This is a genomic window from Gordonia malaquae (assembly GCF_037148075.1).
Classification (GTDB): Bacteria; Actinomycetota; Actinomycetes; order Mycobacteriales; family Mycobacteriaceae; genus Gordonia; species Gordonia malaquae.
Genome location: NZ_JBBCUB010000003.1, coordinates 218,511 through 233,601, shown reverse-complemented (window position 1 = coordinate 233,601; position 15,091 = coordinate 218,511). Strand labels below are relative to the sequence as shown.

Genomic DNA, 15,091 nt, shown 5'->3' with positions numbered 1-15,091 from the left:
GCGTTCATGTTGGGCCCTCCTCCATCAGTGCTTGGCACCTCGGGGGTCTGTGTCGACGCACTGTCGTCCTCGGGGGACTTGTTCTCTGGGGTCGAAGGAGACAACGTCGGCGGTGGTCCGTCGTTGTTGCTTCCGCACTTGTAGGGCACCGGCGGCTTAGGTGCGTCGCTGGGTTTCTTTCCTGGGTGTGATGCTGCCCAGGAGTTCTTCCACGCATTGTTGTAGGCGGTGGTCTCACGTTTGCAGCGTTCGGCCGGAGTTTCGGCGGAGGCCGGTGCGAGTGAGATCGCGAGCAGGACTGCTGCTGCGAGTGCAGTGAGCGCGATCAGGCCCGCAGGGAGCGTTCCCCAGTCGTGCCGCTCGCGGCCGCGGGAATGGTTCGTTGTCATGGTGTCGTGCCGGGTCAGATGCGGCTGGTGGGGCCGTGGTCGTAGTAGACGTAGACGCCGGTGTCGGTGGTGACGCTGATTTTGGCGTAGGGGCGGACGCTGATGGGTCCGAGAGCGTTGGTGATGTTGAGTTCGATGCCGGACAGGACGATGTCGGCGACCGGCTGTGTCAGGGCGATCTCGGCGAGGGTGACGGTGGTGATCTTGCCCGCGCCCACTTCGAACTCGAGATCTGCAGACGGGATGACGGTCGCCTCAGCACCCAGCTCGGCGCCGATCTCACCGATGGAGCCTCCGCCGCCGCTGCCGGAGATGGTGACGTTGGGGGCGAGCTTGGCGTTCAGACCACCGGACAGTTTCAGCTCGGGGGTGTGGGCGGTGACCTTCACGCCGTTGGGCGCGACGGAGACGGGGTAGCCGATCTGGTAGCCGACCTCCACTGTCGCCCGAACGGTCTTGCCGTCGATGTTGCGAACCGCCGCGTGCACATCCGAGGACAGCAGGGCTTCACCGGAGAACGGTGAGGAGTCCAGCGCGGGGATCTTCTTCGCTCGGAGCTTGGATGCGGTGAGGGTGATGTCGACACCTTCACGTGTGTGATGGGTCCGGGCATCGGCAGGTCCGGCGAGCAAACTTGAGGCCAACGCGAACGCGGCGATGACGGCAAGGACGAGTGGTGTCGCGATACGACGCAACATAGGTGACCCCCAAAGTCAGAACAGTCCAATCGGCCTGTGTAACAACCGCTTCCGAACCGGCGATACTCACTACAGATCCGGTGTGCAGTGGAAGCGGTGTGCTCCCGCCGCTGATTCCACCCAGCCGGCAACACCACGGCAAACCTGAGACGAGAATGCCTGGCGAACGACCAGTTCAGGCTATGTTTTCGATTTGTCCGGTCCGGACACGGACTGTGGTCCGCTTTTGGTCATCACGGTTGATTTCCGACATTTGGACACCCGCTACTGAGCCGCCATAGGCTCGGAACATGATCGACGTCGAACTCCACGGCGGACCACACGACGGGCGCCACCAAACTGCACACACCTGTTACGCCGTCCTCCGTATCCCGACAGTCAACCACCACGCCGACGAGACGATGCCCGACATCACCTAAGACGTCTACCGAGGGCTCGGACGAGAGGCAGGCGGCAGGCTGCTCCTTGAGCATGCCTGTTCGTTCTGAGAGCGAAGCAGGAGCCGCGCGGTGCCTGAACGTCGATCCTTCGGCTCCGCGGGCGCGGATGTCAGCTACGGCCGAAGGAATAGTGCGCGCGCAGCGCTGACGATCGGCGCCGCTAGTTCGGGCAGTGATTCCGGCGTGCGGGTTGCCAAGTGTGCCCAGACGGTCCCGTCGAGTCCGTAGACGAAGTACTCATAGCTCCGTTCGCGTGGGCGGATTCCAGTCGGGTCCTGCGTCTCTGCTATTTCCGACAGGACTCTCATTCGATCGGCGAAGATCGCTACCATCTGCAGCCGAGCGTCGGCGGAGATTGGCCCGACGGAGGCGGCTTCAGTGTGCATGACGCGGGCCGCACCAGGTTCGGACGCGAGCGTGTCGAGGTACGCCGAGATCGAGATATCGAGCAGGCGTTGCCACGGCGGGAGACCGGGGCCTTCCGCTGCCACGGCTTTGTCGATTTCGGTCACGGCGACTCCGACGCACGCGCGTAGGGCGTCTGCGAAGCAATCGTCCAAGCTCTGGAACTGCTCGTAGAATGCCTTCTTCGAGACGTTTGCCCGACGCGCAATGCTGTTGATGCTAAGGCTGTGGAAGCCGACTTCGGCGGTGATGTCGATTAGAGCGAGGCATAGTCGGCCGCGTTGTGATCGGGCGACGTCGGCTCGGCTTAGTCCGTGGCGACCTCGAGGCAGGCTGTCGCTGTCGAGTGCGTTGTCGAGCAGGCCCACTGCGGGTCTCCAGTCTGTCGCGCCGTCCGGATTTCAAGATTCCCTTGCTCCGGCTATCTAGAAACGCTACGGTACCTCAAAGACAGGGAAACCGGAGGGTTTCCCGATGGAGTGCCGGATGGCATCTGAGAGGTGGGGTATGAGAAAGCTGGTGGACCAACGAGCAAGGCAGGTCCGAAAATCCGCAAGGATGGCCATCGTTTCGCTCTTGGCAGTGCTAGGTGTCATTGCTTCGAGCGTTGCTGTTGTGCAGGCCGAGGTGGTGACTGCTCCACCGAAGCCTCCGCGGCCGATCTGCGGGATCTGGGGATGTACGAGCGAGGCTCCTGATCTCGGTGTGCCGATCCCGAAGGCGAAGCCGTATCCCACTCGCCCGGGGGGCTGGAGTAAGGACAACCCTCCTCCGCGGGGCGAGCGTCTCGCTTGGTCCGATTTTGATTCGGACGGGGTGCCGAACTGGAACGACAACTGTCCGGTTGTTCCGAACCGGGACCAGAAGCCGGCGGTCAAGCCGGGAAACGGGAAGGTTCCGGTTAACCGCAGTGCGCATCTACAGGCGGAAGAGTGGAAGTCTGACAATCCCAGCGCGATGTATCGGACTGCTGCCGAGGTTGGAGAGGCTTGCTCCTCGTACAACCAGAACTGGCGCCGTACGTACCAGGCCTTCCGGGCGTCCAGTAACGAGCGAAAGAAGGACATCTTCCGCTTCCTGGGTCAGGGTGGACCGATGTTTGGGGCGGACACTCTGATGCTGTCAGTTCCGACGTGCTCGACGGTCCCGAATCTCGTGTCGATCCTCGAAGTAGCGCTGGAACTCCCGGTCGGTTCGGTTACCAACGCCGTGAAGCGGATCGTTCCCAGCGCCCTAACCGATCACCTGTCGTGCAGTGGCCCTTTCGTGAAGTTTATGCAAGACGTCGGAATGCTCGCATGGGCGGGAAAGCACCTATACACGCCGACCAACAATGGCGGAGCCATCACCAACCGCTTCGTTCCGATCCCGACTGAAGTTCCGCAACTCAAGCCCCTCATCGACGCGATGCCGTGGCTGTTCCCCGGGGGAACCGGGCAGACTGTCCAGGGGCAGGTCCGCCGAGACGCCGTTTCGACGATTGACGGACGAAATGGAATTGCGCTTGACTGGCGCAAGGTCTCCGATGCGGGGATCGGTAAACCCGGCAAACGCTACGTGGTGACCGATCAGAAACTGACAGACCTGTTCAACATCATCAAGGGGCTCGGACGAGTCGCAGGCCCAGGTATCGATGGTCAGATCCTACGGGCGCTACCTCTCGCTATCGGGGACGCGATCAAGGCGATCCCGCCGTTGAAGCGCCTCGACGCCAACTACCTCGTCTACGACAACTGCCGAGCGATGCAGGAAGGAATCTGGTTCTGCACGGTCCAGCTGGGAGCCAAGAGAAAAGCCACGAACACTGAACTTGCCTTCGAGGTCGGTTGGATGCCCTTCGAGTCGCTCGACCCGAGTATTGCGAACCACTACCAGTACGAGCTCACCCATCCTTGGGACACGAATGCTCGTCGATATGGCCTTCCGCCAGCACTGGGGATGAACTAAGGGTCCGGGTAGTAGGCGGCAGACCGGACACGCCGGCGGTCGAGTGGAGAGATGTCTACTCGACCGCCGGACTGCGTGGTGGGCAGACGCATCGCTTACGGAGGCATGACTGTTGCGTTGAAACATACCGACAGTTGCGCAGGCGTGGTTCGAGTCGTCCACGTCGACCTCCACTTGCTGAGCCAGTGACTCGACCCTAGCTGGCAGTGACGACTGACATCGCCGGGCTGCTAGTCGGCAGCGTCGAGGAGACCGTCCCTGAACGCCTCGATTTGACGTCGGATGTGTAGTGGCGGCTCCATCAGTGAGTCGAAGACTGCTTCTGCCTGCGCGGGTGCATGGATTCTATTGCCGATTCTCTGCGTCGCTGCGAACTCAGCGTCGTCGGCGTCCACTACTCGATCACCATCGCTGCCGCGGCCGAGATCATCCTGTGCCGGTCGAAGCTGGGATCGTCAACGATAACCCTCGCCGGTGCGCGATCGTTCAGCGGCGGAACGCGCCCTTGAAACCACGCCTGGATCAACCCGGGGGTGGCACCGAGTTGATGTTGCAGGGCAGCGACGGTGTAGGCCGCCTGCAACCGCTCGCGGGCATGGTCCGGGATGATGACCGCGTCGTCGATGTAGCTGGTGACAGTGGAGGTGCTCGACGCGTCCGCGAGATACGCGACCAGACGCGCACCGAGGAGCGCGCGCAGCTCCTCGACGAGACCAGGACCGTCGAGGGTAGCCAGGTGTGCAGTTACCTGGTCGTAGACGGCATCGACGGAGGGTTGAACCGACTCCATGAAAGTCATCGTCGCACAGTCACCTCGCCCGATTCGTCTATTCCTGGTCACAGGCGGGCGATGCCACCTGGATACTCGCCTTCTACTCCCTACGACCGTCCAACTCATCAGGATGGCCGCAGGCGTTGTCAACTGAGTTCTCGTCGCATCACCAGTCGTGACATTCGGCTGACGCGCATCTTCGTCACTCCGACGACTCTGAATCCGGTGCGGTCGAACATGATCTTCGTTCCCACTGAAGCCGTCTGTGGGTCGATTCGGCCCCGCGGGTTGACCGGGTATGACTCGATCGCGCATGCGCCTTCTGAAGCGGCGTACTCGACAGCACCCTCAATCAGATGTGCAGTCACGCCCTGACGACGGATCCCTGGGCGCACGACTATGCATGAGATTTCCCAGACTCTAGTCTGCGCCAGGGATCCACTCTCTCCCGATGGATGTATCGGTGTGGACCAGGCCCAGTTGCGAGCTGCCACCTGACACCAGCCTACGGCAGCACCATCGCGGTAGACCAACACACCTGCTGGTGGCTGCTGTTCTGAGAGACGAATCAACCTCTGTTCCCGAGTCTCGCACCAAGAGTCGTGAGTCTCATCGAAGATCGGGCAGCCGGCCAGACACCGGCAACGATGCGCGCGTCGTCTCGGGTTCACGACTTTCGCGAGGTCGTCATACCTGTCAGATGTCAACGGATGTGTCTCCCACCTCATCCGACTACCTCAGCATCAAATGTTTGCGACTGGCAGGATTTGGCGGAGTCCAGGGCCTGAATCTCTCGGCGTAGCGAACAGCGGTCGATTGCCATGTCGCCAGAAGGTCGCGTCGAGCTACCTATTTTGGTCGTAACCGCCTCCGACACCGCCATCGTCGCGCACCTATCACTGGTAGGTCACCAATGCCGATCGATGAGAAGTTCGCAGCCGGAGGCTCACTCGCGTCGGACGGAAGCTGTTCCTTTGGACGGACCGGCTCCAGGGCACAGTCTCGGCGAAGTCATAAGGTCAACTCCCCATCTCCAGCGACTGGCGACACGCCCGACGTCAATTCGAGTTTTTGCACGCTGACCCTTCCAGCCGAAACGGAAGATATCCCTTCTGATCCGCGGCTTGACAATGACCTGGGATTGGTTCGACCAGCATTGTGTCTGGTTTGTCTGTACGGATCGTGGTCATTGAACTTTCGCGACTCAGGTCAGTCGGTAAGCAAGGTTCAGATTGTCGGCGAGAAATTCTGACCGATTGCTGGTAGCCGCCCCATGGTCGGATAGGTCTACCGGGTTAAACCGGCACACACCGGCGAACAGGAACAGTCATGACCAACCACCACGTCGAACAAACGCCAACGTCCGCGGCGGCAGCCCACAAGCGAGCAGCGATTACACGGGTTGAACTCCGGTTGCCCACCGATGTCGCCGCGCTTCTGTACACAATCGCCGCCGAGCGGGGTCAAACGATTTCAAGGGCGGTACGGACGTTCTACGCGATCGGCTGCCCGGCCTGAAGGCCGCGTAGACACTTCACTTCTCATGACATCAGGCGCCGACCTTCCGGCCAGCGCCTGACATCTCAAACGGCGGTTGCACCCGCCGTCATCTGAACCCTGCTAGGAGTTCCTTCGTGACAATACACGTCATCTTGTGCTGCCGATCTCTCCCACGCGCCACCTCGAGTCATGACCAAGTTGCGGTGATCGCACAGTGAGGGGAACAAGCGTCGATGTCGCGATCGACTCCTACCTCCCGACGTCGATCAGCTTGACCACGTGGACACGAATTGCGGATAAGGCCCGGCAAATCACCCGTTCGAGCAACCCGGTCAGCGGAACTGATGCCAGTCACAAGATTCTAGCCGTCACTCACTTCCTCGTCTGGGCCGATGAGCTGGGCCACAGTCTAGACGTTGAGGAACTATTCGTTCCCGACACAATCGAGAGATACATCGCGACCGGTTGCCGCAATCAGAGTCTCGCGAGCCGGGGTACTCGACGATCACACCTGCGAACCATCGGCCGCCGGGTCACTCGTCGTGCACGATGGGATTCAAATAGCCCGGCATACCCGACTTCGGCCCCAAGTCAGCCGTACACCGCCAGTGAATGCGCGTGGCTCGTCGAAGTTGCACAGTCGCAAGGCACCCCGGCCCGTAGGCGAGTCATGGCAACCCTCCTCGGCCTCGGCTTAGGGGCGGGCCTATCTCCCGACGAGATCGCCCATCTGACCGCACAGAATATTGTCACCGTCGCCCCAAACCGATACGCCGTTGCTCTTGAACAGAGAATCGTGCCGATCCGTACGACGTACGCACCACTCCTAACCGACCTCGTGCACCAGCTCCCACCAGGTGTTCCATTGCTGCGAGACAAGCCTGTACCTCGGATCGAAACGCTGTGGTCGCTGCTCGCACGATGTGAAATCCCCGAGCCGCTGCGGCCGCTGACCGTAACCCGATTGCGCGCCACCTGGGCACACGCGGCGTTGACCTCACCGATCCCTATCACGCACATTCTCGGCGCCTACGGACGACGCACCGTTGTATTCATCGACTCACTGATGCACCTCCTCCTAGCCGACATCAGCCCCGAAGCGATCGTCACAGACACTGGTCTTTACGACTTTTGAGATGGCCGTCGTGAAGCTCCGTCAGATTGACACCATGGAAGTCGGCGATGGCCCACCTTCCAGCGACCACCACTTCACAGTCGCCTACGACAGCGTCCTACAAAGTCGATCCCGTCAGCTCCTCGACATGGCGATGATCCATGAGAATCGTGGACGGCCGAGGGAGTTCCTACCGTCCCACTTCTTCATCCTTACACTGCTAACCGCTCTCGCGCGCCGCCCGCTACACGCCACCCAAATCTACGCAACCTACTGCGGCCTGACATCAGGCCAACACGAACGCCTCGGCTTGGACAACCTCCACTACGATCAGGTCACCCACTTCCTCGATCGAGTCGAAGAACTCGTCCAGGCCGGGCGCATCGACATCGTGGACTTGATGAACGGTGTCTTCGACTGGCAAGTACCCAAGCGCTCCGCCCTGTCGGTGTCCGTGGACTCCACCGATTACGAGAGCTGGGGCAGGATCCAGGCCTACTGGGCGAAGGGCATCGACCCTGCACCAACGGCCCACGATGAACCAGAGGACCCGCCAGCCAAAAGGAAGTCCGGTCGTAGCCTTTGGCCGATACTCCGTGATGACGGCCGGTTCCAACGAACCAAGGATCCTGACGCACGCGACGGGCATCGGTCATCTCACAACAACCGATCTTCCGGACCGTTTGTCGGGTACGACTTAAACCTTGCCGTCAACACACGCGCCTTCAACTCCGAACACACCGTTCCGAACTACATCGTGGGCGCAAGTCTCACCCCTGCAGGGTTCCACCACGGACGGGCCGCCCTACCGATCATCGACCACATACTCGCCCAGGGCCACACCATCACCGACATACCGGCAGACCGCGCCTACAACAGCTCTGTCCCCAAGTTCTGGACTGGACGACTCCGCGAACTAGGGATCGACCCGGTCTTTGACCTCAAGATCACGCAACGAGCCTCCAGACCCGGCCCCATCCCGGGCACAGTCGTGATCGACGGAACCCTATTCACCGATGCCCTGCCTAGACACCTACGCAGTCTTCCGGCCCACAGTTCCACTCCAGATGCCGCCAGCCACGCAGAACTCGCCAAACGCTACGACGAACGATTCAACCTCTACGGATACAAGCCGATGACACGCGCGAATAGCAAGCAGCGACTCCGCGGCCCAGTCCGAGCCGACCGCGCCTCGTCGCCGATCAGATGCCCGAATACGCCTTTCTCGATGCGCGGTTCCCAGGACAGACCGACTACAAGCTGCTCTGAAGGCTGCGGCTGCAACGGCACCGTCACCCTCGACGACAGCTACCTCCCAAACATCCGCCAACGCCACCCATACGGCACAACAAAGTGGCTTAAGGACTACCACCGCGGCAATGCCGTCGAATCCGCCAACAGCCAGCTGCGCGGCGGTCAACCGTTCGTGCGTGGCTACACCCGCGTCTTCGGCCTCATCAAGACCGCATTCCTTCTGGGCTTCACAATCTTCGCCCACAACCACGCCTGCATCGTCAACCACTACCGGCTACGCAGAGAAGCGGTCCCTGCAGGCTTCCCGATCGCACATAGGCCGCCTACAACCCAGACTACGCACACTAACGTCACCTTAGGATCACGCGAGCCCGGTCCAGGCGGCTAAGCGCAACCGCGCTTCCCTCCAACCTCGCGGGCAACTCTCCAAGCCCCGAGGCTTCAAAGATGTTCGCACCTCGACCACCGCTGATCATTGCGCACTGGATGCTGCTGCCACAGCCACAATCTCCACCGACAGCGTGGCACAGCATGCCGAGAACGCTCCAAACAGGGACCAAAAACAGATCTGAGCACACGAAAAAGCCCCAGACGATCGTCGTCTGGGGCATTTCCAAATCCAGTCCTGGCACATATCCAAATATGCCATTTGTGGAGCCTAGGAGATTCGAACTCCTGACATCCGCCTTGCAAAGGCGGCGCTCTACCAACTGAGCTAAGGCCCCGGGTGGCTTCGACCATGATAGTCGATCACCGGGTGGTCATGGTGGGCCTAGGAGGACTTGAACCTCCGACCTCTTCGTTATCAGCGAAGCGCTCTAACCGCCTGAGCTATAGGCCCTTGAACCGAGATGGAACGTTACCCGACGATTCCGGAAGTACCAAAACGGCAGGTCAGAGACCTAGCGGCGACTACCTCTCAGTCGAGGTCGGCCAGCGTCACTTCGACGCCGCCGACCATGTCGGCACACACGTTGTAGATGTACGCCGAGATCGTCGCGATACCTGTGATGAGAATCGCAGCGACCACACCGAAGCCTGCCGAGAACCCGAACACCATCCCTGTTCCGATGATGTCGGAGCCGCTACTGGTGCCGTCCGAGGAGATGATGTCGCCGAACGAGCCGTTGATCTGATCCCACACGCCCATGCCCGCCAGGACGCCGTACAGGACGGCCACCGCGATCATCCAGATGAAGAAGCCCGCGATCGAGAGCACGCCGGTCACCTTGAACACCGACCAAGGGTCGACGCGCCGGATCTGCACCGCCGCACGCAGCGGAACGCCGATGGCACGCGACGGAATGGTCTGCGACTGTGCGCGCGCAGCGGCCGCCTTAGCGTCCTTCGACGCCTCCACCTGGTGAATCGCGTCGAGATCGGGCAGCTGGTCCTTCTTGGCCAGATCGTCGCGCGGGATGTTCCGCGTGTCTGATTCCACAAACGCAGGCTTGGGGGCCTGCGGCGCGGCCTGCTGCGGCCCCGTCGGTGTCTTCGGGGGCGTCGCAGCAGGCGGACCGACGGTCGGGATCGGGCCCGATGACGGCGTCGACGGACGCTGTCCCGACACGACTCCCCGAGGAGCCGGGCCGGCGGGGCGCGCGTCGTCGGACGAGACGGCCTTGGCCATCTCACCGGCAGTCAGACCGGTCGACGCGGACTTCTCCCCCCGCTTCCACGGGGGAACGACCTGGCCGCGGTCGGCGTTCTGGTCGTCAGGTGTGCTCACAAGCAATTCCTCACTGGACGGGTGACACCACCCACCCTAAACGCATCAGGCGTCATTCCTGCTCTGCCGCGCCCTCTTCCGGCTCGTCGGCGTTGCGGGCGATGGCCAACAGGTTGTCGCCGTCCGATAGGTTCATCAGGCGAACGCCCTTTGTCTGACGTCCGGCCTTTCGGACCTGCTTCGCAAGAGTCCTGATCACACCGCCGCCAGACGTGATCGCGTACACCTCGCTGTCGAGGTCGACGATGATCGCGCCGACCAGCTCGCCGCGCTTGGGGTCGTACTGGATGGTCAGCACGCCCTTGCCGCCGCGGCCCTGAGGTGTGTACTCGCTGATCTCGGTGCGCTTCGCGTAGCCGCCCGAAGTCGCGACCAGCAGGTAGGTGTCGTCCTGGACCACGTTGAGCGACAGCAGTTCGTCGTCGTCGTTGAACCGCATGCCCTGCACACCGGACGTCTGACGGCCCATCGGGCGCAACGCCTCGTCGCCCGCGGTGAAGCGGATCGACTGGCCCTTCTTCGACACGAGCAGCAGATCGTCGTCGCCGCTGCACAGCTGTGCGCCGACCAGCTCGTCGTCACCACGGAGGTTGATCGCGGCCAGACCGCCGGAACGGTTCGAATCGAACGCGTCCAGGCGCGACTTCTTGACCAGGCCGTTGCGGGTGGCGAGCACCAGGTACGGGGCGTGGTCGTAGCCGGAGATCCGGATGACCTGGGCGATCCGCTCCTCCGGCTGGAACGCCAAGAGATTCGCGACGTGCTGACCGCGAGCGGTGCGGTTCGCTTCGGGAAGCTCGTACGCCTTCGCGCGGTAGACGCGGCCCTTCGTGGTGAAGAACAGCAGCCAGTCGTGGGTGCTCGACACGAAGAAGTGAGCGACGATGTCGTCCTGCTTCAGGCCGGCGCCCTGGACTCCCTTGCCGCCACGCTTCTGGCTGCGGTACAGATCGGTCTTGGTGCGCTTGGCGTACCCGGTCTCGGTGATCGTGACGACAACGTCTTCGCGAGCGATCAGATCCTCGTCGGTCACGTCGCCCTCGGCGGCGATGATCTTGGTACGACGGTCGTCGCCGTACTTGTCGACGACCTCCTTGAGCTCATCGCGCACGATGGCGCGCTGACGCTCGGGGCGCTCCAGAATGTCCTTCAGATCGGCGATCTCGCGCTCGATCTCGGCCAACTCGTCGATGATCTTCTGACGCTCGAGAGCGGACAGACGACGCAGCTGCATCGCGAGAATCGCGTCGGCCTGGATCTCGTCGATGTCGAGGAGATCCATCAATCCGCTGCGGGCGGCGTCGGTGTTGGCCGACGCGCGGATCAGAGCGATCACCTCGTCGAGGGCGTCCAGAGCCTTCACAAGACCACGCAGGATGTGTGCGCGCTCCTCCGCCTTGCGCAGGCGGTACCTGGTCCGTCGGACGATCACTTCGATCTGGTGAGCCACGTAGTAGCGGATCATCTGGTCCAGACGCAGGGTGCGCGGTACACCGTCGACGATCGACAGCATGTTGGCGCCGAAGTTGGTCTGCAGCTGACTGTGCTTGTAGAGGTTGTTCAGCACGACCTTCGCGACAGCGTCACGACGCAGCGTGATGACGATCCGCATGCCTGCGCGGTCGGACGACTCGTCGTCGATCTTGCTGATGCCCTTGAGTTTGCCATCGTTCACCTGCTCGGCGATCGACCCGATCAAGTTGTCGGGGTTCACCTGGAACGGGAGCTCGGTGACAACCAGCTGCGTGGCGCCCTTGTTCTCCTCGATGTCGACCACGCTGCGCATGCGGATGCTGCCGCGGCCGGTCATGTAGGCGTCCTTGATGCCCTGGCTGCCGACGATCAGACCCGCAGTCGGGAAGTCAGGCCCCTTCACGGCCTCCATGCACGCCTCGAGGGTGCTCTCCTCATCCGCTTCCGGGTTCTCCAGAGCCCAGAACACGGCGTCGGCCACTTCACGCAGGTTGTGCGGCGGAATGTTCGTCGCCATACCGACGGCGATGCCGCCGGAACCGTTGATCAGCAGGTTCGGGACGCGCGACGGCAGGACCGTCGGCTCCTCGGTCTTGCCGTCGTAGTTCGGGACGAAGTCGACGGTCTCCTCGGTGATGTCGCGGAGCATCTCCATCGCCAGCGGCGTGAGGCGAGCCTCCGTGTAACGCATGGCGGCCGCACCGTCGTTGCCGCGGGAGCCGAAGTTGCCCTGGCCGTCGATCAACGGGTAGCGCATCGACCACGGCTGTGCGAGGCGGACCAGCGCGTCGTAGATCGAGCTGTCGCCGTGCGGGTGGTAGTTACCCATCGTCTCCGACACCGGGCGAGCCGACTTCACATAGCCGCGCTCCGGGCGGAAGCCCGCGTCGAACGACGCGTACAGCAGACGACGGTGCACCGGCTTGAGGCCGTCGCGGACCTCCGGCAATGCGCGGCCGACGATCACGCTCATCGCGTAGTCGATGTAGGAGTTCTGCATCTCCTGGCCGAGGTCGACGGGATCGATGCGGTCGCCGGTTCCGTCGCCGTTCAGCGGTGACAGGTCGGTTTCGTCGCTCATTGATTCACTTTCTTGTATTCGTCTCGACTGCGCTCGACGGGCCGGGGTTTACATCTCGACTGCGCTTGGCGATCTGGATGGACTGCGTCTCGACTGCGCTCGACGATCGGGGGCTCCCCACCGGGCCTTCGAGCGCAGTCGAGAAGTCACACGTCGAGGAAGCGGACGTCCTTGGCGTTGCGTGCGATGAAGCTGCGGCGAGCAGCGACGTCTTCGCCCATCAGGATGGAGAACAGTTCGTCGGCGGCGGCGGCGTCGTCGAGGGTGACCTGCTTGAGGACGCGGACATCGGGATCCATCGTGGTCTCCCACAGCTCGCTGGCGTTCATCTCGCCCAGACCCTTGTAGCGCTGGATGCCGTCGGCCATGTTGATCTTCTTGCCTGCGGCCTTGCCGGCCTCCAGCAGCGCGTCGCGCTCACGGTCGCTGTACGCGAAGTCCGGTGCGGCGCCCTTCTGCCACTTCAGCTTGTACAGCGGCGGCTGCGCCAAGAAGACGTGACCCTGCTCGATCAGCGGGCGCATGAAACGGAACAGCAGCGTGAGCAGCAGCGTCGCGATGTGCTGACCGTCGACGTCGGCGTCGGCCATGAGCACGATCTTGTGGTACCGCAGCTTGGCGATGTCGAACTCGTCGTGGATGCCGGTGCCGAATGCGGTGATGATCGACTGGACCTCAGCGTTCTTCAAGACGCGGTCGATGCGTGCCTTCTCGACGTTGATGATCTTGCCTCGCAGCGGCAGGATCGCCTGATACATCGAGTCGCGGCCCGACTTGGCCGAGCCGCCTGCGGAGTCGCCCTCCACGATGTAGACCTCGGACTTCTCCGGATCCTTGCTGCGGCAGTCGGCGAGCTTGCCGGGGAGTCCGCCGATGTCGGTCGCCGTCTTGCGACGCACCATGTCACGTGCGCGGCGGGCCGCGGCACGAGCCTGGTGGGAGTCGGCCGCCTTGCGGATGATGATCTTCGCTTCGGCCGGGTTCGCCTCGAACCAGTCGGCGAGGTGCTCGTTGCACGCCTTCTGCACGAAGCTCTTGACCTCGGTGTTGCCGAGTTTGGTCTTCGTCTGACCTTCGAACTGCGGGTCGCCGACCTTCACCGAGATCACCGCGGCGAGGCCCTCACGGATGTCGTCGCCGGAGAGACGATCTTCCTTCTTGTCCTTGATCAGCTTCTTGTCGAGGGCGTACTTGTTGACCGTGCTGGTCAGTGCAGCGCGGAAGCCCTCTTCGTGTGTTCCGCCCTCGTGCGTGTTGATGGTGTTCGCGAAGGTGTGAACACTCTCCGAGTACGAGTCGTTCCACTGCATCGCGATCTCGACCTCATGGCCGGTGCCCTTGGCTGCGAAGCCGACGACCGACTTGTGCACAGCGTTCTTGGTGCGGTTGAGGTGCTTGATGTAGTCGACGAGACCGTCCGGGTAGTGGTACGTCCGGGTCTTGACCTTGGCGATCTTCTCGGCACGCTCATCGGCGGTCTTGATCGACTCCGCGCTGTCGTCGCCCTCCACGTCCGGCGCTGCTTCGACATCTGCCTCGGTGATCCGCTCGTCGGTGAGCGTGATCGTCAGACCCTTGTTCAGGAATGCCATCTCCTGGAGACGACGAGCGACGGTCTCGGCGTTGAACTTCACCGTCTCGAAGATCTGTGCGTCCGGCCAGAACGAGACCGACGTTCCGGTCTCGCGGGTCGCGACGCCTTCGACGAGCGGACCGGGCTCGGCGTAGGTGTAGGTCTGGTTCCAGAACGAACCGTTGTTGCGGATCTCGAGGTCGACGCGCGTGGACAGCGCGTTCACGACCGAGATGCCGACACCGTGCAGACCACCGGAGACGGCGTACGAATCGGAGTCGAACTTTCCGCCCGCGTGCAGCTGGGTCATGATGACCTCAACAGCGGGAACACCGGTGGCGTGCATGCCGACGGGCATGCCTCGACCGTCGTCGACGACGCGGATTCCGCCGTCGGCCAGCAGCGTGACGTCCACGCGCGTGGCATGTCCGGCCATCGCCTCGTCGACCGAGTTGTCGACGACTTCCCAGATCAGGTGGTGCAGACCGCGCTCACCTGTCGAGCCGATGTACATGCCGGGGCGTTTGCGGACTGCCTCGAGTCCCTCGAGGATGCTGATGGAGTCCGCACCGTATTCGCCGGCCTTGCCTTTGCTGTTCTTCTTCGGCTCGTTGCTACTGGTGTCGGCCACGAAGGGTCCACTCCTGTTCATCTCGCGAGTAAGTCTCTGTCAGTGTACTCGGTAGACGCGCAGACATGCGGTACGCCATGCCCTG

The 15,091-nt window shown here is 62.4% G+C and carries 11 protein-coding genes, 2 tRNA genes and 1 pseudogene; 4 read left to right on the top strand and 10 right to left on the bottom strand.

Going from position 1 to position 15,091, the window contains the following annotated elements:
- Positions 1–403: 403 nt before the first annotated feature.
- Positions 404–1,087 carry an MspA family porin gene (locus WFK36_RS13105; protein ID WP_336792192.1) on the bottom strand — a complete coding sequence of 228 codons (684 nt, stop codon included), beginning with the start codon at positions 1,085–1,087 and terminating at the stop codon, positions 404–406.
- A gap of 290 nt (positions 1,088–1,377) precedes the next feature.
- On the opposite strand from WFK36_RS13105, the gene WFK36_RS13100 reads away from it, so the two are divergent.
- Positions 1,378–1,506, top strand: coding sequence for a hypothetical protein (locus WFK36_RS13100; RefSeq protein ID WP_336792191.1), 129 nt, complete (start codon positions 1,378–1,380; stop codon positions 1,504–1,506).
- A gap of 134 nt (positions 1,507–1,640) precedes the next feature.
- Here WFK36_RS13100 and WFK36_RS13095 read toward each other — a convergent pair whose 3' ends face one another.
- Together WFK36_RS13095 and WFK36_RS22770 are read right to left on the bottom strand one after the other, a co-directional pair.
- Complete coding sequence (locus WFK36_RS13095) at positions 1,641–2,039, bottom strand: hypothetical protein (RefSeq protein ID WP_336792189.1); 399 nt, start codon at positions 2,037–2,039, stop codon at positions 1,641–1,643.
- Positions 2,040–2,081: 42 nt separating this feature from the next.
- Positions 2,082–2,300: pseudogene (locus tag WFK36_RS22770) on the bottom strand (helix-turn-helix domain-containing protein); the annotation flags it as partial.
- 139 nt (positions 2,301–2,439) lie between these two features.
- Between WFK36_RS22770 and WFK36_RS13090 the strand changes: the two are divergent.
- Entirely contained in the window at positions 2,440–3,879 is a 1,440-nt protein-coding gene (locus WFK36_RS13090) for a thrombospondin type 3 repeat-containing protein (protein WP_336792188.1), read from the top strand.
- A gap of 394 nt (positions 3,880–4,273) precedes the next feature.
- Here the strand turns inward: WFK36_RS13090 and WFK36_RS13085 are convergent, their stop codons facing one another.
- Positions 4,274–4,678 carry a hypothetical protein gene (locus WFK36_RS13085; protein ID WP_336792186.1) on the bottom strand — a complete coding sequence of 135 codons (405 nt, stop codon included), beginning with the start codon at positions 4,676–4,678 and terminating at the stop codon, positions 4,274–4,276.
- A gap of 119 nt (positions 4,679–4,797) precedes the next feature.
- On the bottom strand, positions 4,798–5,379 hold the full coding sequence (locus WFK36_RS22765; protein ID WP_419717488.1) for a GNAT family N-acetyltransferase: 582 nt from the start codon (positions 5,377–5,379) through the stop codon (positions 4,798–4,800).
- A 1,442-nt stretch (positions 5,380–6,821) separates the two neighbouring features.
- On the opposite strand from WFK36_RS22765, the gene WFK36_RS13080 reads away from it, so the two are divergent.
- Both WFK36_RS13080 and WFK36_RS13075 read left to right on the top strand, forming a co-directional pair.
- Entirely contained in the window at positions 6,822–7,286 is a 465-nt protein-coding gene (locus tag WFK36_RS13080; protein WP_336792184.1) for a hypothetical protein, read from the top strand.
- A gap of 1 nt (position 7,287) precedes the next feature.
- The gene (locus WFK36_RS13075; protein WP_336792183.1) at positions 7,288–8,907 is read left to right on the top strand and encodes a hypothetical protein; all 1,620 of its coding nucleotides are present in this window, start codon (positions 7,288–7,290) and stop codon (positions 8,905–8,907) included.
- 264 nt (positions 8,908–9,171) lie between these two features.
- On the opposite strand, the gene WFK36_RS13070 is transcribed toward WFK36_RS13075, so the two are convergent.
- The 5 genes from WFK36_RS13070 to gyrB all read right to left on the bottom strand — a co-directional run bounded on the left by WFK36_RS13070 (position 9,172) and on the right by gyrB (position 15,006).
- Positions 9,172–9,244 (bottom strand) — tRNA-Ala (locus WFK36_RS13070).
- 39 nt (positions 9,245–9,283) lie between these two features.
- Positions 9,284–9,360, bottom strand: a tRNA-Ile gene (locus WFK36_RS13065).
- 78 nt (positions 9,361–9,438) lie between these two features.
- Positions 9,439–10,248, bottom strand: coding sequence for a DUF3566 domain-containing protein (locus tag WFK36_RS13060; RefSeq protein WP_336792182.1), 810 nt, complete (start codon positions 10,246–10,248; stop codon positions 9,439–9,441).
- Between the two features lie 52 nt (positions 10,249–10,300).
- Positions 10,301–12,802, bottom strand: a complete 2,502-nt coding sequence (gyrA, locus tag WFK36_RS13055; RefSeq protein ID WP_008381458.1) for a DNA gyrase subunit A — start codon at positions 12,800–12,802, stop codon at positions 10,301–10,303.
- 146 nt (positions 12,803–12,948) lie between these two features.
- A complete protein-coding gene (gene gyrB, locus WFK36_RS13050) occupies positions 12,949–15,006 on the bottom strand; it encodes a DNA topoisomerase (ATP-hydrolyzing) subunit B (protein ID WP_008381456.1) in 2,058 nt (685 codons plus the stop codon).
- Between the last annotated feature and the right edge of the window lie 85 nt (positions 15,007–15,091).